Source organism: Bacillus norwichensis, from assembly GCF_014836955.1.
In the GTDB taxonomy this organism is placed as follows: Bacteria; Bacillota; Bacilli; order Bacillales; family Bacillaceae_C; genus Siminovitchia; species Siminovitchia norwichensis.
The window spans coordinates 12,561-35,271 of record NZ_JACSPV010000013.1; the positions used below are offsets into that span (position 1 = coordinate 12,561).

Here is a 22,711-nt window from a genome sequence, read left to right on the forward strand (position 1 = left end):
CCCTTACTGTAATCCAACTATGACTGCAATGATAAGTGCAGCAACAGCAATCACTATCCACCCGAGAATAAGTTTCCAAACAAATCGGACCCACCGCTCATAGGGTATACCAGCAACCGCCAAATATCCCATCAGTACTGAGGAAGTTGGAATGATTGAATTTGTGATCGCGTCACCATATTGAAACGCCAGTACCGTTACCTGCCGGCTCACTCCAGTTAAGTCCGAAATGGGCACCATGACCGGCATAGTTGTTGCCGCCTGAGCTGGCCCAGCCGGTATGAAAAAATTCAAGAAGGTCTGTGCAAAAAACATGCAGATGGCTGTATACGTCTGCGGCAGTCCCTCAATTAAGTGAGTCAATGAATAAATGAGGGTATCAATGATATGCCCTTCTTCTAGAACAATGACAATAGCTCTTGCAAATCCGACCATTAAAGCACCGAACGTCATGGCTTTTGCACCTTCTACAAATGAATCGAAAATTTTATAAAAAGATAGCCTGCCAACCACTCCCGCAGCAATACCCATAATAATGAAAGAAGCCGTTAATTCAGTCAAAAACCACTCCCATTTCATTACACCGTATATATTGATGAAAAGACCAATTCCCACCACTGAAATAACAAGATAATGCCGATCACTGATTTGGGGAATTGAAGCCGAAATTGTGCTGTTTTTTTCAATATCAAAAATAACACTGCGGGAAGGATTTTCTTTTACTTTGGATGCATAACGGGCAACATACCAAATTGCGAACAACAGAACAACAACATAAACTGAAAGACGAAAGGCAAGCCCCGAAAATAGGGGTACCTCCGCTATTTCCTGCGCTACTCCAATAGTAAACGGGTTTAACATCCCTCCGATAAAACCGCTCGCGGCCCCTAGAGTGACCATAGCTGTTCCGACCACCGCGTCAAACCCAGCAGCTCTAGCAACGGCCATTCCGATTGGTACGAAAATGATCGTTTCCTCTGCCATGCCGAAGCTGAAACCTCCAATGGAAAAAAGAAGCATAAAACCGGGAACCAAGAGCCTTTCCCTTCCTTCCATCCTTACCATGAGTTGGTCAATCGCCGCTTCAATCACACCTGTTACCCGAATGATCCCAAAAACCCCGCCAACAATAAATATATAGAAAATGATATTCGCTGCATTTTCCATTCCTAATGGAATCGCCTTGAACACCTCAAATAAGTGAGTGGGATTCGAATCAATAATCCGATAGGTTCCTTCAATAACCGTAGTCTGGCCTGTTTCTTTATTGGTCTCCCTTTGAAACTCCCCAGGCGTTATAAAATAAGTCGCAATCCAGGCAATCAGCAATATTGAAAACAAAAAAGCATATGTATGCGGAAAAATAGTTTTTTTATTGGCCACGCGCTCGTTTTCAGACACATTCTCACCTCTAAATACAAGAAAATTGCAAGGCGCGCAGCTTTAGGCGACAAGCACAAGGTAAATTGCGAGGAGGCAGCCCCTCAGCCACCACAGCAAAGCTGCTAACTTAATTACACCGTGAGAAGCATCTTTGAATATGCTTCTTGTAGCTTTGCGACGAGCTGAACAAGACTTCCTCGAATAAGCTTCCTTGCGACTTGTGACCTCGAGCCGATAGCGCCTAGCCGCCTCAGACCGCCACATCCTGTGGCTTCGGTGGCACTAGTACTTCCTATACGTCGGCAGGCTCAGGGCACGACATCCTGTCGCTTCGCTTGCACTAGTACTTCCTGTACGTCATCGAAATTTATACTTTCTTACTCTTTAAGAAAAACCCCTGCAACAGGAGTTTCCATCTAAATTGAGTATTACCAATAGGTTGAGTACTGTCAAGGTTAGCTGGAGCGGTCAGAGCCTTTTCCGAAAGTTAAGAGGACTTTTTAATGAGCAAAACATCTAAGATCATGGCTATTTCCAAAAATTTGGAGATTTTTAAAACAAAGAACATAAATAGCTGCCCCACTTCACGCAGGACAGCCTTTTTATTGAATAAATTCAGCGAACCTTTCTAACTGTTCCCTCAGTTCTCCTATCGGGACAAATCTTGCTTTTCTGATCAGCTCTTTTCCTTCAACAAACACAAGGACAACAGGGACTGTAAAAATTGAATATTCTCCTGCTATTTCGGGGATTCTATCCGCGTCTGCGTGTATAGAAGCAACTGACGGAAATTCCTCCAGAAGTTCCTCAACCTGCGGCAGCAGCCCGTGGCAAACAGAACAATCAGGTCTGGAAATATATAGTAGAGTCAGCTTATTCTCATTGATTGTTGTTTGAATTTCTTCCAAAGAATGGACAGAGTTCACGTCCTTCATTTCCCCTTTCGCTTCTGATCATACCAATTATATCCTAGCTCCTCAGGCAAGAAAAAGAAAATGGAATAAGAGGCATAACCTTCCTTGTCAATGCAGACATTCAAAAGCTTAAGCCCCCTTTTTCTAGGATTAAACCCTGCTTATCTCTATAGCGAGTATTTATCTTTTTTTCAATATTTTCATCAGATTTACTAGCAAATCCTATGCAAAAAATTTACAAGCTTATTTTCGAACATTGTGACTACATTCAAACGATATTTACAGGAGCTCTCTCGCCCCGAAATGATATATGGTCGTGGATTTCCCTTATTGATTTTCCTAGGATCACACTCCAATCAACAGCCCAATCACTTATATTCTAATGTCAAGTGCCTCTTTGCGCGAATGCTGCTATTATTGATTTGCCTCACTCTCCGTTGCTGAAACCACTGTTGAATGGATTTATCTGGGATCGTGTCGTACTCTTCCTTAAGCATACTTTTCAACTTCTCGTATTGCTCTTGAACTGAATAACGATCCCCAAGTGCATCGTATAGTTGCATCAATATGATATAACTATCTTCCTGATACGGAAGAATTTTTTGCACGCGCAGATAAAGAGCAATTGCTTCGTAACGATTTTCATTATAAATCATATAATCCGCCATTTTTTTGACATGACTTAACCAAAGTGCTCTCAATCGCTTCCGCTCATTCTCCGCCCAAGAATAATCTTCTTCACCGACAAAATCCCCTTTATATAAATCAAGAATTTTCCTTTGCTTTAAAAATCTGCTTCTTGTTATATATCGTGTTTCTCCCTCCATCCCCTTTTCCCATACATCTACATCCAGCAAGACATCATTTAACTCCAGCCTGTAACTGTTTTCCAAACTGTTGATCGTAATATTGAAGCCGATTGATTTCAACATTCTTCTAATATGATATATAGCTGTATACAATTGTGAATAACCACTTTTCAAATCCTCCTGGTTCCAAAAAAGTTCCAGAAGAACATCTTTGCGTATAGATTGGTTCCGGTGATGTATCAGATAAGCAAACAATTCTTTGGTTTTGGCTGTTCTCCATTTCACTTCAATTTCTTCGATATCATTTCCGTAGTATATAAAATGGATAGTATGAAAGCAGGATACCATCGGAAAAGACTCGGTTTTTTTACTTGTTAATTCCAACAGGCGATTGATTGTTTCTGATAGTCGTTTTACCTGAACCGGTTTCATAATATAATCAGCAGCCATTAATTCAAATGCATCTACAGCGTAACGATCATTGCTTGTAACGAAAACAATCTTGGTATCTGGAAGTTCTTTTTGAATTTGTTTGGCCAGTTCAATTCCGCTAATTCCATCAAATTCAATTTCAAGAAAAACGACAGCTGGTTGATTTTTCACACTTTCTACCAAACCTTGATAGGGATTCGTATACTTTCCAATAACTTCAATCTTCCCATTTTGTATTAGCTTTTCTTCCAATACATTAAGCGCTAATAAATCATGGTCTATAAGAATTGCTGTCAAACTAGAATTACCCCCTCATTAAATCCATGTAACTCATCAACACAATGATCTGAAGAAATTTATGGTTTGTTTCTAACTACAACAGCAATGTGTTTTTCTACAAAACCTTTCGCTATGGCTGAGACGGAATCTTTTTTATCTTTTTCTACTATTCTTCGCCACTTTGATACCGAGTTCATTTTCAATCTACCGTATGCAATGCAAATAGCACCCTTCACTATTATGATTTTCAAGCTTTACATTCTGTTCAAAGAGAGAGGGCTTTTTTCAAAGCCCTTCTCAAAATTGCTAACAACACAGTGGATAGAGTTTTTCCTCTAGTTTACCTTCATCACCAGCACCCTTACTTATCAGTTCCAACTAAGCAAGAAGTTTATTTTCAATTGTACTCATGTTCCTTGACCCAGATTAACCATCCTTGGGCTTTCTCCTTCTTAGAACTAGTAATCCGACCAGGATTGCGAAAATACCAATTAGACCATAATTAAATAGGTTTGTAGCGGTATTCGGCAATTTTTTGCCCCCTCCTTTATCCGTCGTATCAGAGGAAGGTGTTTCCGGTTTGTTGCCCTGTTCCGGAGCTGGTTCTGGATCCTTTGGCTCAATAGAGATTTTCGCTTCCGGTTGATTTGGATCTGGTCCATGATCACTGCTTACAGTGGCGATATTTTTAATGGTGTTCCCAAATTGATCGGATTGGATGGTTGCTTCGAATGTAACAGTTCTCCACTCTGCATCCTTCACATCTCCGAAGTTCGCTGCAATTGTACCGTCTTTGAACTCACCGCTACCTTCATCGCTCACTTTTAGACTGTCTGCCACGTATTCCAAGCCTGCTGGAAGTTTGTCTGTAATCGTCAAGTTTTTAACTAAACTATCTGATTCTTTGTTGCGGGCCTTGATAGTGTAAACAACGGTATCTCCCACTTCGAATTTCGTTTTCCCTTTTTCAGCGTTAGCCGCCGTCTTTTCAGATTCGAAAGCTGGAGTTTTCGGATCGACTATTACTTTCTCGCTTGGCTTATCTGGTTCATCAATATTATCTCCAGTTACTGTGGCAATGTTTTCGATCGTTTTTTCAGATTGACCCGACTTAACTTTTGCTTCGAATGTGACTGTGCGCCATTCCGTATCCTTCACATCTCCGAAGTTCGCTGTGATTGTACCGTCTTTGAACTCACCTGTACCTTTGTGGCTTACTTTCAAACTACCGTCTACATATTCCAAGCCTGCTGGTAATTTATCTGTAATCGATAGGTTTTTCACTAGGCTATCAGTGATTTTGTTACGGGTTTTGATTGTATAAACAATCGTGTCGCCCACTTCGTATTTTTCTTTGCCTTTTTCAGCGTTCACCGCTGATTTCTCAGATTCTAGAACTGAGTGGCGTGGATAAATTTCCACTTCTTCTTCTGGTTTGTCTGGTTTATCAATATTGTCTCCGCCAACTACGGCAATATTTTGAATGTCTTTGCCTGCTTGGCCGGGTTTAACTTTTACAAGGAATTCTACTGTATGCCAGTTTGTATCCTTGATGTCACCAAATAGACCAATGATTTTACCATTTACTGCATAACCTTTGTCGTCGTCTTTTGTATCAGTAGCAGATTGGCCATCAACTTTCAAACTGTCTGTTACATATTCAAGTCCTTCCGGTATCTCATCCGAAATCACTAAATTTTTCACTAGACTGTCTTCTATTGTGTTCTTTGTCTTGATTGTGTAGAGAAGGGTATCGCCGACTTCCGGATGGTCCTTATCTGTGTTGCCTTCTGCTTTTGCTTCCAGCTTCGCAGATTTTTCGGATTTCAGTACAGGACCCTTCGGATCGACTATCACTTTCTCTTCTGGCTCATCCGGCTTGTCTACATTATCACCATCTACAGTAGCAATGTTTTTAAGCTCTTTACCTGATTGACCGGACTTGATTTTCGCTTCGAAGGTGACCGTACGCCATTCCGTACCTTTCACATCACCGAAATTCGCTGTGATAGCACCAGCTTTAAACTCCCCGCTACCTTCATGACTGACTTTCAAGCTGTCTTCGACATATTCAAGTCCAGCTGGAAGTGTATCAGTAATGGATAGATTTTCTATCAAGCTATCAGATACTTTGTTGCGCGTCTTGATTGTATAAACAATCGTGTCGCCCACCTCGTATTTTTCTTTGCCTTTTTCAGCGTTCTCAGCTGACTTCTCTGATTCAAGCTTTGGTACTCGTGGATAAACTTTCACTTCTTCTTCCGGCTTATCTGGCTCATCTATATTGTCACCATCTACGGTGGCAATGTTTTTAATATCCTTGCCTGCCTGGCCTTCCTTGACTTTCACCAGGAATTCAAGTGTATGCCACTCAGTGTCCTTGATGTCACCAAATTGGCCTGAAAGTTTGCCATCGACCGCATGTCCATTATCTTCGTCTTTGGCATCTGTGACTGATTGACCATCAACTTTCAAGCTGTCCGCTTCATACTCAAGTCCTTCCGGTATTTCATCCGAAATCACTAAGTTTTTCACAAGGCTGTCTTCAATAATATTTCTAGTCTTAATCGTGTAGAGAAGCGTATCTCCTACTTCAGGGTTCTCCTTATCTGTATTGCCGTCCGTTTTTGCTTCCAGCTTCACAGATTTCTCCGATTGGAGATCCGGATCCTTTGGATCGACTATCACTTTCTCTTCTGGCTCATCCGGCTTGTCTACATTATCACCATCTACAGTGGCAATGTTTTTAAGCTCTTTACCTGATTGACCGGACTTGATTGTCGCTTCGAAGGTGACCGTACGCCACTCTGTATCTTTTACATCACCGAAGCCCACCGTGATAGTTCCATCTTTAAACTCCCCGCTACCTTCATGACTGGCTTTTAAGCTGTCTGTGACATACTCTAGACCGGCTGGAAGTACATCGGTGATCGTTAAGTTTTCTACTACGCTATCAGATACTTTGTTGCGCGTCTTGATTGTATAAACAATCGTGTCGCCCACTTCGAATGTCTCTTTGTCTTTTTCGGCGTTTATCGCGTTTTTTTCTGACTCTAATTTCGGTTCACGCGGATAAATTTTTACTTCCTCTTCCGGCTCATCTGGCTCATCTATATTGTCTCCATCAACGAAGGCAATATTTTTAATATCTTGGCCTGCTTGACCTGCTTCGACTTTCACCAGAAATTCAAGTGTATGCCACTTCGTATCTTTAATATCGCCAAATTGCCCAGTAACTTTACCATCAACGATATAACCGTTGTCACCATCTTTAACATCCGTAACAGATTCGCCATCTACTCGCAAGCTACCTATTACATACTCAAGGCCTTCCGGTATTTCATCCGAAATCACTAAATTATTCACAAGGCTGTCTTCGATCGTGTTTTGAGTCCTAATTGTGTAAAGGAGCGTATCCCCCACTTCAGGGTTGTCCTTATCTGTATTGCCCTCTGCTTTCGCTTCCAGCTTCACAGATTTCTCCGATTGGAGATCCGGATCCTTTGGATCAACTATCACTTTCTCTTCTGGCTCATCCGGCTTGTCTACATTATCACCATCTACAGTGGCAATGTTTTTAAGCTCTTTACCAGCTTGACCAGACAAGATTTTTGCCTCGAATGTGACCGTACGCCAATCCGTATCTTTTACATCACCAAAGTTCGCTGTGACAGCACCAGCTTTAAACTCCCCACTACCTTCATGACTCACTTTCAAGCTGTCTGCGACATATTCTAGTCCCACTGGAAGTGTGTCGGTGATTGTTAAGTTTTCTACTACGCTATCAGACACTTTGTTGCGCGTTTCGATTGTATAAACAATCGTGTCGCCCACTTCGTATTTCTCTTTACCTTTTTCAGCGTTCACCGCGAATTTTTTCGACTCTAGTTCCGGTTCACGCGGATAAATCTTCACTTCTTCTTCCGGCTCATCTGGCTCATCTATATTGTCTCCATCAACGAAGGCAATATTTTTAATATCTTGGCCTGCTTGACCTGCTTTAACTTTCACCAGAAATTCAAGTGTGTGCCAATCAGTGTCTTTAATATCACCAAGTTGACCTGAAAGCTTGCCATCGACCGCATGACCGTTGTCATTGTCTTTTTCGTCAGTAACAGACGCACCGTCTACTTTCAAACTGCCCGCTACATACTCAAGGCCCGCCGGTATTTCATCCGAAATGACTAGATTATTCACAAGACTGTCTTCGATCGTGTTTTGAGTCCTGATTGTATAAAGAAGTGTATCCCCCACTTCAGGGTTGTCCTTATCTGTATTACCCTCTGCTTTCGTTTCAAGCTTCGCTGATTTTTCAGATTTCAGAACAGGAGCCTTCGGATCAATAATCACTTTTTCTTCTGGCTCATCCGGCTTGTCTACATTATCACCATCTACAGTGGCAATGTTTTTAAGCTCTTTACCAGCTTGACCAGACAAGATTTTTGCCTCGAATGTGACCGTACGCCACTCCGTATCTTTTACATCACCGAAATTCGCTGTGACAGCACCAGCTTTAAACTCCCCATTACCTTCATGACTCACTTTCAAGCTGTCTGCGACATATTCAAGACCAGCTGGGAGTGTATCTGTGATGGATAGATTTTCTATCAAGCTATCAGATACTTTATTGTGCGTCTTGATTGTGTAAACAATCGTGTCGCCCACTTCGAATGTCTCTTTGCCTTTTTCAGCGTTCACCGCTGACTTTTCCGACTCTAATTGGGGTCCACGCGGATAAATCTTCACTTCTTCTTCCGGCTCATCTGGCTTATCTATATTGTCACCATCTACAGTGGCAATGTTTTTAATATCTTGGCCTGCTTGACCTGTCTTGACTTTGACTTCAAAAGTCAAGGTATGCCAGTCCATACCTTTGATATCACCAAATTGACCTGAGAGCTTGCCATCGACCGCATGGCCGTTGTCATCGTCTATTTCATCAGTAACAGACTTATCTTCTACTTTCAAACTGCCCGTTACATACTCGAGACCTTCCGGTATTTCATCCGAAATCACTAAGTTCTTCACAACACTGTTTTTAATAGTGTTCTGCGTCTTGATTGTGTAAAGAAGAGTATCGCCGACTTCCGGATTTTCCTTGTCTGTATTACCTTCAGCCTTCTCTTTGATCTCTGCTGATTTCTCCGATTTCAGGACAGGAACCCTATACTTAATCGGTGTTTTCGTTTCATTTGTTTCAATTTCTTCATCTTCATTTTTTAGCAAATCTTTATATTTAACCTGTGCTTTGTTGTCCACATCTTTTCCTGCATGATCGGACAAAGCTATCACTTTAAATTGAACAGTCATTCCGTCAGGTAATGTGGTTGTGTTCGGTAAATCACCTATTTTAAAGATGACTTTTTCACCGTTAAAATGACCGGCATCATTATCTTCCACATCTGTTAAGTCGCCCGCTTTGGGACCGTTTAAAATTTTCATTGATCCAGGTACATATTCTGTACCTTCTGGAATTGCGTCTTCAATGGTCGTATTTGCCGCAATGTCTCCGCCTGAATTTTTAATGGTCATCTCATATGTTAATTCATCACCTGCAAATACATCCCCTTCAGGGCTTACAGATTTCTCAGCTGTCACACAAGGTTCAGTACCTAAGAAGATATCATCTAGGAAATTTCCTGCTGCAGTTGATCCATTTGCACTGGAAATAGCTTCAAAACCAAAGCGAGTTACTGTTTGTCCTGCTGGAACAACATATGAACCAGAATAGTATTTCCATTCATCTTTACCACTCGTCATTGTTTCAATAGTTTTCAAGTTTTTTGGATCAACAGTGGCTGAATCTATCTTTAACGCCATTGTATCTTGGCCAACACGGCCTTTGTGGGCCAAACGCCAATAAATCGTTTGGCCTGGTGTCGTATCTACATCTTGATAAAGCTGTGCCGCTTCACGGCTGTTCAATTCCGCGAACTGTTGCCCATGTGCTGGAGTAACCTTCAAAGCTTCATATGGATCACCAGATGGAATTTCATCTCCCAAAGATTTATTCATTATTTCGAATAAACCCGATCCATCGGTAGTTTTCCACCCAGGGACAGCACCTTGCGGAGCATCAAACCAACCTCTCTGCTTTTTCAATCGCGTATCATTAGGTGAAAATGGTGGTTCCTCAAAACTACCATTAATCAGAGCCACTGGTGCCGCGCAAGCGTCTGGAGAATCCGGGGCTTCTACCACCTTATTTATTACTTCATTGGAAGGAATCTCTGCTATGCTGTCTCCACCGGCTGTAGCTGTGTTACTAACCTCTGTTCCAGGCTGCACATCTTCATTCACTTTCACTTGAAACGTAACAACTGCCGCATTCTCTTCTCCCGCGTATAATACTCCCTCAAGGGATTCACCAGATGAACCAATCGGCATCCCTGTAAAAATAGGACTTGCCCCAGCAACATCTGCTACTTTCTCACCATTCAATGTAGTTGTGCCCGGTACATACGAAGTACCTTCAGGCAATTCGTCATATACTTTCGTCATGGTCGATGCTAAAGTTCCGGTGTTTGTTACCTTCAACGTATAAGTGATAGTATCTCCCGGAAAGACCTCATCAGAAGGGTCATTCTTTTTTTCAATTACTAAGTCAGGCTTAATCGAAGGATATACTCGCGAAGCAAAATCTGTCGTTCCCGTGTAGTTTTCCGTCAATTCTGTTGCAATCCCCGTTGCAGGATCGAGTTCAAATAGATAAAAGACATTTTCATTAATATCACTTACAATTTCATACGCACCTAGTAATAAAAATTTGCCATTCGGTAAAAAGCTCAGCGCTCCAGACCTTGTGAATTTTTCACCATTATCTGCAACAATCGGAATAACACTTTCTAATATGCCCTCTTCTACATCCACTTTCGCTAAAACAGATTCTACTGGATCATCGCTCCATCTTGAAAACCAGAGGTTTCCATCTGCATCAAAAGCTAAATCTCCTCCGCCAAAACTTGCGAATCCAGATTTGTCTTGGATAGGCACGCTGTTCTTTTCTTTTGTGACTAAGTCGACAGATGAAATGTATATTTGTCCATTTTTCAGCAAGAAATAAACATACTTTGTACCATCTGGTGATATTGCACCTGCCAGTGTGGTCCCTTCTAAACTTGTTATGAGCTCAGTTTTACCATTGGGATGTATTCTATATAAATTTGCACCTGCATTGGCATAAAAAACATCTTCATTTTTGCCTAAGGCTAATGAGTTATTTATATTAGCGTTATCAAGTTTGACTTTTCCTTTGGGAGGTGCAGACGGATTAGTCCCATCATATTGGATGATGTACTTTTCACCGTCTATATTAGTGATCGAATAAGAATCAGTATCGTTAATGGTAATACCATCTGCTGCTTGTACTTGATTTAAAGGAGCAATAGATTCCTTCTTGGCGGAAGCTTGATTATTAGTCTGAATGTCCTGAACATCTGCTTCGACTTTCTCTTCAGGTTCATTATCCTTTTCTTCTTCTACTGCTTCATTTGGCGTCTCTTGATCCTCTTCGTCTGATTCTGCCGAAAGGTCAGCTTCCTGATTTTCTTTCTTCGAATCTACTGGGATCACAATCGCCGGGTTCGTTTCCAGGATAATGTTGCTGTTTATCACAAATTGAGCGACGTTTTCAATTGCTTCATTAGTCGCATCTTCTTCCCTCACTTGGGCTGTGATTTGCAGAGTCAATTTTTTTCCAGCAAATTCTTTTACTTGCTCATCCTTCAATTCTAAGGAAACTTTCTGACCATCTACAGTTGCAGTAACACGATCATCAATTTCCTCGCCGATCAAGACTGCTGTATCCTGAACAGCTAACCTTTTATCGAAATCATCCGATATTTCGATAAACTCATATCCAGTTACATCTTCGGGAAGCTGAATGTTTATGTTGTATTGATAGTCTGTTTCCAGTTGGATTTCTTTACTTTCTTCACCATCAACATCTTTTGAGATAATTGGCTGTTCCAACTCTTTCATGTCAGTCTTTTCCACAGCTTGAACTGACAATGAAGCAGGAACCATTCCATTAAGAGTAACCAAAATCATTGCAAGAAAGACTATGTATCTCTTAAACTTTCGTTTCAATCTGTTGGTTACTATCTTTGAAGTACTCAATATTCCCACCTCCAGTTACTATCGGATCTAGATAGCCATCATCTAAATAGTAAAAAATTTTGTTGTGACTAAAAAACAACCATCAGCTTTACCCTGATCGTGCATAAGCCCTCCCTTCATTTTCAAAATGTGCTGCCTAACATAAGCAAATCTACATATAATTCATATCACCTCCTCTCGTTAAATTCATATCACCTCCTCTCGTTAATCAATAAAACTAGAAATAAGCCTTTATTTTGAATAGAGTGAAACGAATAAAAGAGGCATGAAATCATTCGGAAAAAATTCTACATATTTCGCTATAAACCAGCGCAATTCACCTATTTACTCCACTTTTCCAGCAATTGTAACAAGCTTCTCTATTCAACTTCTTTTCAAACCTATACAATTTCTATACAGTTTCCAGGAGATAATACCTTCGTTCTAAGTCAATCATCCTAATGAATACAAAAAAAATATCCTTTCCTCTTTGAATAAAAGGTAAGGATTTACAGTGATATACAGCGATTGAATTTAAAAATGCAATTACGAATTAAAATAGTCCAAAGGAACTGATGAAAGGATACTCATTCATTCCACACAAAGCAGTACTCCGTCTAAAGTCATTTTTTCAATTCCCCCTTTCTAATTGAGAATTCACCCTTGCTAAAATAGGAAGAGTACACAAAAGCTCGGAAAATCTGAGATCGACTTTCCGAGCTTCTGAGAATAACTAGTATTTTGAGAAGGCCTCTTCCACAATGTAATACGATTGTTTCAAGCGTTCTTTTGATGCAGGCTCATTCCAACTTTTCCACGTGTAGCCTGCCATTTCCTTCAGAACTTTGTTTTCAATGAATGGGAATGAATCCTGTGGATTTCCTTCCGCATCAATATCTAAAGCTCCTATATAAATTTGATCAACGAATGCACTTGCTTCCATCCCGTCTTTATAAATATCTCCCGTGAATTCTTTTTGGCTCGGATCTTTTGACTGGATAAGCAACCATGGAATTCTTATCTCTATGGTTCCCTCGTCATTTATAAAGTAGTCTGCCAATGAATCATACTTATCGGAAACAGGGTTGCCGTTCCCTTCCCTTAGTTTTCCGGTTTCATATGAACTAAACGGGATTGTCTTTTTTTGATCAGGAAGATAGTACTCTTTATTCAGAGCATATTTAATCGGTGAAAATTCTCCGCTGTTCTTGGAAGGAGGCTCCCCGTCCGTTTTTATTAGCTTCAAGATATGCTCGTATTGATAGGTAAAGAAGTCGTAATATGCATCCACTTTAATTCGAGATTCCTTTTTACTGAGGTCAACAATAAAATCAATCCCATTGGAAAAGCGGACATCATCGTTTCCTTTGATAAACGTATTCCCCTGTTTCGGGATGACATCCAACAAAATAAGGGGATCTCCCTTGAAGTTCTTGTGACGCTCCAGCCGGATGTATAAATATCGTTCATCATGATCCACATATAATGCTTTCAAGCTACCTTTATCTTTCTTATAAAGCGCCTCTTTCTTCCACTCATCTATTTTTCCATCCACCAGGATTTTATGGCGGTCAAAACTGAGCAAGCCAAATTGTTCTTCGTTGGTTTGAGCATTCGACCAAAATGGCCGTCTGTCTGGATTATCATAGTCCATTGTATTCCAAGTCCGCTTGAACCATTCATCCTGCCATGTAAAAATCAGCCCGCCCAACAGCTTTTCTTCCATAATATCCTCAAACAAGTGCCGAATGATTTCCCCTTGCTGCTTCTCGGATAAAAATCCCTGATTCCATCCAAATGGATTTTCATGGGTTAATCCCCGTGAACTTGGCACACCGAATTCCGCCACTAAAATAGGGAGCCGATGAGCAGCATGCAATTCTGCCAAATACCCGGCGTAGTTATTGTTTTTTCCACGATGGTCTATATATGTTTGATACTTTTCATCATAGTTTAAGAAATCGGGATAATACGGGTATATATGATAGGAGGCAAATTGGTCTGTCAGCTTTGTTTCTTTTTTTGTATAAATAACATTTGGATCGACACTGACGATATCCTCCTGACCAGTAGAATCGGAAGGGTGCTCCAAGATGTCCGTTGTTACCCAATTGGTAAAGCTCATCGGCCGCATCCAATGATACTGCTTCACTTCGTACTTAGTGATGAAATCCATCTGCTGTGCAAGCCAATATTCAAACGCTTTACCATTTTTTGTTTCGAAGTATTTTCCATCATAATCACCCTTGTCAGGATATTTTTCATTCGTGTTTTCAACCATGAAAGGATACCACTCAATTCCCAATACCCAGCCAATGACATATTCCGATATATCCGCCCGGTATGCTCCTGATGCATGCCCTGCCTTCTGTTCCACTATTTTATTGCCATGAATGACATCAACGATGGTTTTCATTTCTTTCTGAAAATCCTTCAGATTTTCCTTTTCAAAAGCGTCCAATGATTCTTCTAGTTTTTCTTCATTAATCCAAACACCATGCAGGACATATATTTTCTCTTCATGTTGGTCGTTGTAACGCTTCAACGCATTATAAAAACCGGGAGGATGCAGGGTATATATACGAATCGTATTGGCATTCATTTTTCCAATCTGCTCGAGCCATCTATAATATTCCTCTTCTGTTATAGCGGCTTCACCAGGGAAGGTACCAGGTTTCCCCATTCCGATATTGACACCTTTAATCGTGAGCGGAGTCCACTTGCCATCCTGCATCACCTCAAAAGCATCCTCTTTAATTCTTGCATTATATTGAAGGTTATTGGAACGTATCTTTTTCTCCATTTTTGGTGACTCCTCGAACTGCTCTAAAATGGATGTCATCATTGGAAGATAAGTAGACCAATAAAAAGCCTGGTCGGAAAACTTTTGAGCTACCTTATATATTTGCTTTAAGCCTTTCATTTGGTAGAAACGGGGAACATCCGTTACATCATTGAAATCACCCGCAAAATAGTAGCTTAAAGATTCTCCATGTTCACTTTTTGAGACAGCTGCAAATTCAGCTGGAATCCCATTTTTTTCAAGTATTTGATTTCCTTCATCCGTGAGTTTCCATTCATAATTTGCCAGAACTGTCGTGCCTTCTTTCGGCGTCACAATATCAAACCAATATTGATAATCAGGGCTCGCTTTAAACCCAAACTGTTTTTTTCCCTCTGCCGTAAATGAAAGGCTGATACCATCTTTTTGTAAATGCTTTTCTTTCTCCAATACGATGACTTGATAATCTAGGTCATTGACCAAAATAATCCCGGATCCACTGTAGGTCCATGAATCTTTGAACTCATCCAGTATCCATTGAGGAATTTCTTCATTTTTACTCGGATCCAATTCATCAAAATACCGACCAGTCCAGCCTGACCAGTCGACCCCCAAATAATCGGTGACACTTTTTCGAACTGATTCACTTGTTGGCGAGGCAAATGTATTAAACTCTGCAACCAGCAGACTTTTCTTTTTCTTATTTAACCGATCAGTGATCGCCTTCCACTCTTCTTCCTCAAGTCCACCATATACTTTTCCCGACCGTGAGCCCTCTCTGGACTTTTCAATCCATGGCAAATCTTCTTCGTAAACACCATATGTATCCGCCAAATAAATCACATCATATGGATCATAATCATCAGGAAGCTGACGAATTTGGTAACTTTCCTTACTGTGGTCCGGCTGGAATCCAAAATAATTACTCACAGGTTCGGATATACTCTTGTTCTCGTCAGTAATTTTCAAATGTTTTAAAAGCCATGTAATTCCGAGGTGCTCTCGATAAGTTTCATTTGGAACAGTTTTATCAATAATAGCTACTCGAAGCCCTTTTCCAGGCTCTATCAACCAAAGAATAATAGGCAAAGCTAGAGCTAGGATGAAAAACAGTCCGGCTATATAAATGCGTTTCATTCTGAAGTTCCTTTCTTCGAGAGACCTACCCTTTTCATTTGTCCCCAGTCTTCTTTTCCGCGTAAAAAGTGGATAAACCCTTCAAATCTCCAAATGAGTGTCAAAGGTTTATACCAGAAAACTTCTGTCAAAGACATAATCATCAGCCGAGCTACATCTTTCAGTTTAGGATAGGTATTCATACTCCATGCTTCAAGCAAAATGGAGGCCACAGAAAAGACTGTTCCATACAAAATAAAAAGTAAAATAAGCAATAATGCAAATTCGTAGTAAATATCTCCCAAAAAGAAAGCTATGAGAACATATACATATCCCCCTAATTCAATGATAGGGCCCAGACCTTCAATCAGCCAAAAATACGGAAACGAAATCAGTCCAATTCCTCCGTATTTCGGATTGAATGTCATTTTTTTATGTGTCCATAAACTTTGTACCAGACCTTGCTGCCATCTTCTTCTTTGCTTTCTTAATACGGAGAGGGTTTGAGGGGCTTCTGTCCAGCACACGGGTTCAGGCACAAACTCGATCCTCTTCTTCTCTTTTTTTTCTTTAATCAGCCGATGCAGCCTGACAACTAATTCCATGTCTTCACCAACAGTGTTTGTATTGTATCCTCCTGCTTCAATTACCCATTTTTTGGAGAACACACTAAATGCTCCAGAAATAATAAGAACCAAATTGAATTGGCTTAATGCAATTCTCCCCATTAGGAAAGCTCTTAAATATTCCACTATTTGTATAACAACTAAAGCATTTTTCGATAAGTCCGTCTGAAAAACAGCCCCTAACTGAATATCAAGTCCATTGGCGATTCTTATATTACCGCCGGCCGCAATTACATCTCCATTTGACTTCATGATGGGTTTCATCACGCTTAAAAGGGAACTTTCTTCTAAAATTGAATCACCGTCAATGGAGCAAAAATAGGGGAAGCGCGAAGCATTGATCCCAACATTAAGAGCATCCGCTTTTCCACCGTTCTCTTTGTCAATCAACAATAAATTCGGATGAATTTCCGACCGATAGATTTGTTTAATAGGCTTTGTTGGAACCTGTTCTAACATGTCCATTTGAACGGGGATCATGCGAAATTTCTCGATAGCCAACAGCTGGGTATGATCAGTTGACCCATCATTGACAATAATGAGTTCCGTCTGTGGATAACGGAGATTTAACAGCGAATGAATACTGTCAATAATACCGGCTTCTTCGTTATAAACCGGAATGATAATGGAGACAGGCTTCCAATGCATGGCATGGACGTAATCCTCCGCAAATTCACTTTTATCTATCATGTACTGTTTTCTTAAATGAATGAGCGCCAATACCAGCATAGTGCTGTAAACCAGAATGACGACTGCCATATAAATGAAAATCAGCCCGCCAAAAAATGCGATTAATCCTTCAAGTATAACTCTCATATGACTTGCAATCCTCACTCAACATCGTTTCGTGGATTGACCTTTCATCTCCTTATTTTTCGATTGCTTGGGCTGCTTGAGTACGGACAAGCCATGATTCATCCTCCAACAGCTTTTCTAAATAGGAGAGCGAACCTTTCAACGGCACATTTTGCAGTAATTTCGCTGCCATTAGACGTTCTTCCCAAATATCTGAAGAGACAAATGGAATATATCGATCTAAATTCACAATGATCCCAATTTCATGCAACGCTTTTAAAGACCGAATTCTAATTTCAGCATCATTCTGACCCAATTGGGCTTCAAGAAAAGGAATGTAATCCATATTCCTTTTCTTTCCGATCGTATCAATCAAGGAATATTGACAAGCGGGTGGTAATTGGTCAAAACAATTCATCAATCGCTGGCGAGTGTTCGGCTCGATTCCTGTTAAGAGCTTTTTATACTCAAATTCAGATAGTTTCATAGTATTCGTTATGATTTTCTCAACAAATACATCAGGTTCAAACATAGAAAATATTTTCAGTAATTGAAAGCTCTCTTCATGAGTTAGTTTCCTTTTTCCCATCTCCCGATATTTATCGAGCAGACGATATAATTGAAAGTCGGCAACCCGATACAAAGCATTCATTCTTTGACTCCATTTCCTGCTATCAAGGAGTCTTTGATAATAGTCCATTAGGTACTGATTGGAAAAATCACCGATTTTGTCTTGTATCTCTGTACTGGAAATGTTTTTCAAATAGGTAAGAAAGATCTTTTCAATCCCTTCAATTTCATGCTTATGTTTAGGAATCAGCTCATCTGAAAAGGGCTCCTCACTCTTGAAATACCGATACCATTTATGTTGTTTCTCCTCTATGTATCTATCTATTTTCCGTAACCGTGATACTTCTTTCATCCGTTCAGATGCCAAATAGAGCCCAAAACCGATGAGCAACACTAAAAAGAAAACAATCACCCATATTAAACAGTCGATAATGATGTCCATCATGACCAGAACCTTTCAAACACCCTTTTAATCTGTGCCTCAAAAAGCCGCAGGCTAAAAGGTTTAACCAGATATTGGTCAACGCCACTTTCATAAGCGTAGACCATATCTTCCTCCGAATTCCTTTGGGTCATCATAAACACGATAAATTTTTTATTATTAGGCAAGTGGCGAACTGTATGTAAAACCTCCAGTCCATTTTTCCTCGGCAAGATATCGTTCATAATCAGTACGTGCGGATGACTCGATAAATACCAGTCGGAATTGAGAAAGTCATATCCGTCTTGAAACGTTCTAATTTCCAGTTGAAATCCGTCTATTTTTAAATCTTCCAATGATGTTTGAATGACATTTCGCAAAATATCATTTTCCTCTAAAATACTCAACTTGAGGTGCACCAGACTCTTCTTCTTAAAATCTTTGACATATTCAATATGCCCAGGTCCAGTTTGCAAGGCAAGTTTCAATGATTCTCGTCCTTTTTCGACGACCTTGTCGAAAGCTGCATCGCTATTTCCAATCTCAACAATACTTGCCGAGAAAGAGAGATCGTCCTGCAAGCTCATATCGGAAAATAAACGATTGAGGAATGCACATGCTTCCTCTTCACCGCTTTGGGACAAAATCAAGCCCCATTGAAATGGAGCTTCAAAATGACAAAGCACATCACTTTGTCGAATTTTATTTTCTAAAAATACTGTAATGTCTTCTTCCTTCTGATCCCGGATATCAACAACTGATAAAAAGATGACGGAAACTGCCATTCTCGTACGATCAATACTTGCCGTTAATACCTGGAAGAAACGACTCATGTATTTTTCTTCAATTATGTCTTCATGAGGGATAAACGACGTATCCATATATTTCATCCTTGTTTATTTATTTGAATTTTCTAATTTTTATTTTCTTTCGTACATCGCTTAAAACGTGACATTCATCAAAACAAATTTAGCGAAGTAAGCAGGATCTTTTGATCCGAAGTATCTATTACTTTTATCACACTCATTATACCATATAGCGCCATAATTACTTTTTAATGTGTTTTTTTTCCTAAACTTTTTAAATGTTACATGATAAATCTGCACATTTTCTGCACAATCAATATTCCTCTCCCGAAAGTGGGAGAGGAAAGAGAATCTGAATTCTAATACATATCTGTGTGAATATTCCCCCTCATTTTTTCTATCGCTCCTGTCCGCCATTTTTTTATAGCTGATTGTGAGACTTTCTCTTTTTCGGCAATCTCCCGAACGGACAGCCCGAAATAAAACGTATAGATAACCCACTGCTTCTGTTTGTCCGTCAAACCATCACAATATGAGAGTAACGCATCAAGCTCCAGCGGCTTCTCCTCATGATCATCCTTTTTCATCTCCCAAAAGACCTCGTCCGGGTAAACATTCACTTCCTCAGCCTTCGACTGCCTCGTCATCTCCGTCATCATCCGGCCCTTCATATAGGAATAAGCAAATGTGCTGAACTTCCCTTTCTCTGGATTAAATCTTTGTTGCGCCTCCCATAACGCAATGAGGGCGATTTGAAAAAATTCATCTTCATTTTTGTAAATGTTTAGCGAATGAATAATGTGATAAATCATCGGTCTGTACTGATTAGCCAATTCGGTGAAACCTTCCATTCTGAAATCCTTTCTGGAAGCGCGCTCATTTTATTCCCGGGTACCTCCACATTAATCAGAAGTAGCCTCTCGGGCTAATCACCGTTCTGGCAAAAATTTAATTTTCCGCAGTCAAAACCCTTTGAAAGTTCCGCACTTTTCATTTTCCCCCTAAGGAAAACCCAACTTTCTTATGAAACTTTAATGAAGTTACCTAGCAGCTGTAAAACACTGTGAATTCTGACTTCCATCATTTTATGACAAACTAAATTGAATCCAAATCAAATGCACTTAGCATGCTTGCTCCCAGATTTTATCGAGCTCAACTCGATAAAATCTGGGACATCCGCAGGAGGCTTTGGAATTTGAGCCCCGACCGAAATGGAATACCAATATGCATTCATCTCACCACTTACAGAAATGTGGGGCTTCTGTTGAATAAAGGTAAATACATAAAAAACCACATTCCAATTGTTAAACTATGTCTAACAATTGGAACGTGGTTTAGATTGAGCAACGAATTATAAGTCTAGGTGTCAGATCACCACAGCCGTTCTGTCCCTGAACAGTTCCTTTGGAACCGCCACTCTAACAGTAACAAGCTCGTTCACGATTTGGCTAATCTTCAGATCGCAAAGCATAGTCAACAGACGATATGCTTCCCCAAATTCCAGTGACAGCTCCCGCTGCAAATGATCCACTACAATTTCGGCTCCACGACGAATAGCCGCATGCATGGTCTTCGCTGATGAAATAAACATAAAGGCATCTCGCGTTTCAACAACCGGAGCGATTAGTTGAAGGCCTTCCTTTTTAGTCACCTTCAGCTTTACCTTTCCACCAATCTCAACACCGGTTCCATCCATTTCCCCGTCCCCCATAGAGGCATGCAAATCGCCTAAAGCGAACAATCCGCCATCTTGGAAAACTGGAAAATAGACTTTGCTGCCAATTCCGATGTCTTTCGTATCCATGTTTCCGCCATGATCGCCAGGCACAGCACAATGAACAGAGCCCTCACGTGGAGCAACACCAATGACCCCAATCATCGGTGCCGTCGGAAAAACCAGTCTATCGTCAAACAAAATCTGTCTGTTTTTCACTGGAATGATTTTTGTTGTAGGCTCATCCACCAAATCCCCCAACACGCCGAGCCCTTGTGACATCACCATCACACCGGACTGCTCCAACTCAATATCCAAAATATCGATCGCAAGAACATCCCCAGCTTTTAGTTCATTTACATAAAATGGGCCCGTCGATTGGTTCATCACAGACAAATCAATATCCGGCCGCAAGACACTTTCATCCGTAATCTGTCCGCCGTAGCAATCATGGGTTTCGATTATCACCGTCTCACCAAGCTCAATCGTATGAACCGGTTTCATATAAGCTGAGAAGTGAGTAATTGTTCTATCTTTGCGAAAAATGCGCATCCGCCTATTTACCAGCCTTTCGGTAGGACATTAAAGATACCGAGCAGCGTGTAAAGCCCTGCCCCTGTATATAAAACGATAATCAGTGTTTGGATAATGGGATGTGACAATTTTCCGCAGGTCCACTCCGGCTCCCTTTCTTGGAGCTTCCGTGATTTATTCAGCATCATGACTGGCACAATCGCCATCATGATTCCCGCAAACGCACCCGCAATTGACAAGGCGTCGACGAATCCAACAAATCCACTGTATGCAAGAATAAACGGAGGTACCGCCACAATAGCTAACGCAATACCACGATATTTTTTATCAGTTTCTGAAGGAAATTTAAAACGGTCAATAATATTTGTAAAATAGCTTTGTCCCAATGCCCAGAATGATGTCAGCATAGCCAGTAATGCAAATCCGTTTGCTGTAAAAAACGCCCAGCTTCCCAACGCATCTGCCCAGGCGATTGTAACAACTTCCGTTACCTTATCAGGTCCTGTTAATCCCAATGCCGCCATCGGAACTAGTGCCAATAAAACTCCAGTAATCAGCATGCCAATAGAAATTGCTTTTGGTAAGTTCTTAATGTCTTCTTTTGAGTATCCGCGAGATAATTCAGGAACAATGTATTGAGCCAAGAAGGAAAATACAGTCAAACTAAATACCGGAATCGCAAACTTCGGATTATAAAAAGTAAGATATTCTACTTTCAATCCCGGTCCTATGATGGACGCCACAACTAAAAGAACAACCAAGAACAACATGCCGAACGTAATAAATTTTTCAGCTACACCAGCAGCTTTCAACCCCAGCCAAATGACTCCAACCGCTGGGATGAAAAATAAAAAACTTCCAAGCATATTCGGTATTCCAAATAATTCTGCCAAAATTTGACCGCTTCCAGAAGTATAAGCGACCAATGCCCCTAAAGCATTTACAGCCACTGATAAAAAGATAAGCCATGACCCTAAATTCCCAACATATTTTTCAGCCAAACCACTTAGTTGAAGGGCCTTATTCGTCCTAAGCGTCGTTTCTGCTACATATAACATGGAAATCGTTGTAAGCACTCCGGCGACAACGACCCAAAATACCAATACAGGCCATCCAGCATTTTTGGTACCATAGGCCAAACTCAAAACTCCCGCTCCAATATTGGCCCCCACTATTAAGGCAATCCCCTCCAGCAGGGTCAATTTTGTTCGCGTTAAAGCCGAACCCTCATTAGAATCTGACACTCATAATCTCTCCTTGCTTCATGATAAAAAAATATATAAAAAAAAGTATATCAAAATGGAAAAACAGATACCGTTTTCAATGACTGAAAGAGAATTTTCCATGTCTAAGCCAGCCATTTTAGACCATGAATACTATTTTATATTTCCCATGTCTAAAAAAAATATCGTAAATCTATATCCACCCACCCC

11 protein-coding genes are annotated in these 22,711 nt (G+C 40.5%); all 11 read right to left on the minus strand.

The features are described from left to right. Positions 1-3: 3 nt before the first annotated feature. Positions 4-1,401 (minus strand): YfcC family protein, encoded by a 1,398-nt coding sequence (locus H9631_RS09615; protein WP_191812203.1) that lies wholly within the window; start codon positions 1,399-1,401, stop codon positions 4-6. A 584-nt stretch (positions 1,402-1,985) separates the two neighbouring features. Then, a complete protein-coding gene (locus H9631_RS09620) occupies positions 1,986-2,318 on the minus strand; it encodes a thioredoxin family protein (RefSeq protein WP_225220962.1) in 333 nt (110 codons plus the stop codon). Between the two features lie 347 nt (positions 2,319-2,665). After that, positions 2,666-3,835 carry a response regulator gene (locus tag H9631_RS09625; protein WP_191812204.1) on the minus strand — a complete coding sequence of 390 codons (1,170 nt, stop codon included), beginning with the start codon at positions 3,833-3,835 and terminating at the stop codon, positions 2,666-2,668. Between the two features lie 408 nt (positions 3,836-4,243). Then, the gene (locus H9631_RS09630; protein WP_191812206.1) at positions 4,244-11,935 is read right to left on the minus strand and encodes an isopeptide-forming domain-containing fimbrial protein; all 7,692 of its coding nucleotides are present in this window, start codon (positions 11,933-11,935) and stop codon (positions 4,244-4,246) included. Between the two features lie 712 nt (positions 11,936-12,647). Then, positions 12,648-15,833 carry a hypothetical protein gene (locus H9631_RS09635; protein WP_191812208.1) on the minus strand — a complete coding sequence of 1,062 codons (3,186 nt, stop codon included), beginning with the start codon at positions 15,831-15,833 and terminating at the stop codon, positions 12,648-12,650. Further along, entirely contained in the window at positions 15,830-17,254 is a 1,425-nt protein-coding gene (locus H9631_RS09640; RefSeq protein WP_191812210.1) for a glycosyltransferase family 2 protein, read from the minus strand. The genes H9631_RS09635 and H9631_RS09640 overlap by 4 nt, the downstream gene beginning before the upstream one ends. 52 nt (positions 17,255-17,306) lie before the next feature. Continuing rightward, the gene (locus tag H9631_RS09645; RefSeq protein WP_191812212.1) at positions 17,307-18,248 is read right to left on the minus strand and encodes a HEAT repeat domain-containing protein; all 942 of its coding nucleotides are present in this window, start codon (positions 18,246-18,248) and stop codon (positions 17,307-17,309) included. Continuing rightward, positions 18,245-19,105 carry a response regulator transcription factor gene (locus H9631_RS09650; protein ID WP_191812214.1) on the minus strand — a complete coding sequence of 287 codons (861 nt, stop codon included), beginning with the start codon at positions 19,103-19,105 and terminating at the stop codon, positions 18,245-18,247. The genes H9631_RS09645 and H9631_RS09650 overlap by 4 nt, the downstream gene beginning before the upstream one ends. A gap of 284 nt (positions 19,106-19,389) precedes the next feature. Continuing rightward, entirely contained in the window at positions 19,390-19,881 is a 492-nt protein-coding gene (locus H9631_RS09655) for a sigma-70 family RNA polymerase sigma factor (protein ID WP_191812216.1), read from the minus strand. A 515-nt stretch (positions 19,882-20,396) separates the two neighbouring features. Continuing rightward, entirely contained in the window at positions 20,397-21,296 is a 900-nt protein-coding gene (locus tag H9631_RS09660; protein ID WP_191812218.1) for an acetamidase/formamidase family protein, read from the minus strand. An 8-nt stretch (positions 21,297-21,304) separates the two neighbouring features. Next, positions 21,305-22,522: an aromatic amino acid transport family protein gene (locus tag H9631_RS09665; protein ID WP_191812220.1), complete on the minus strand. Its 1,218-nt coding sequence runs from the start codon at positions 22,520-22,522 to the stop codon at positions 21,305-21,307. Positions 22,523-22,711: the final 189 nt, after the last annotated feature.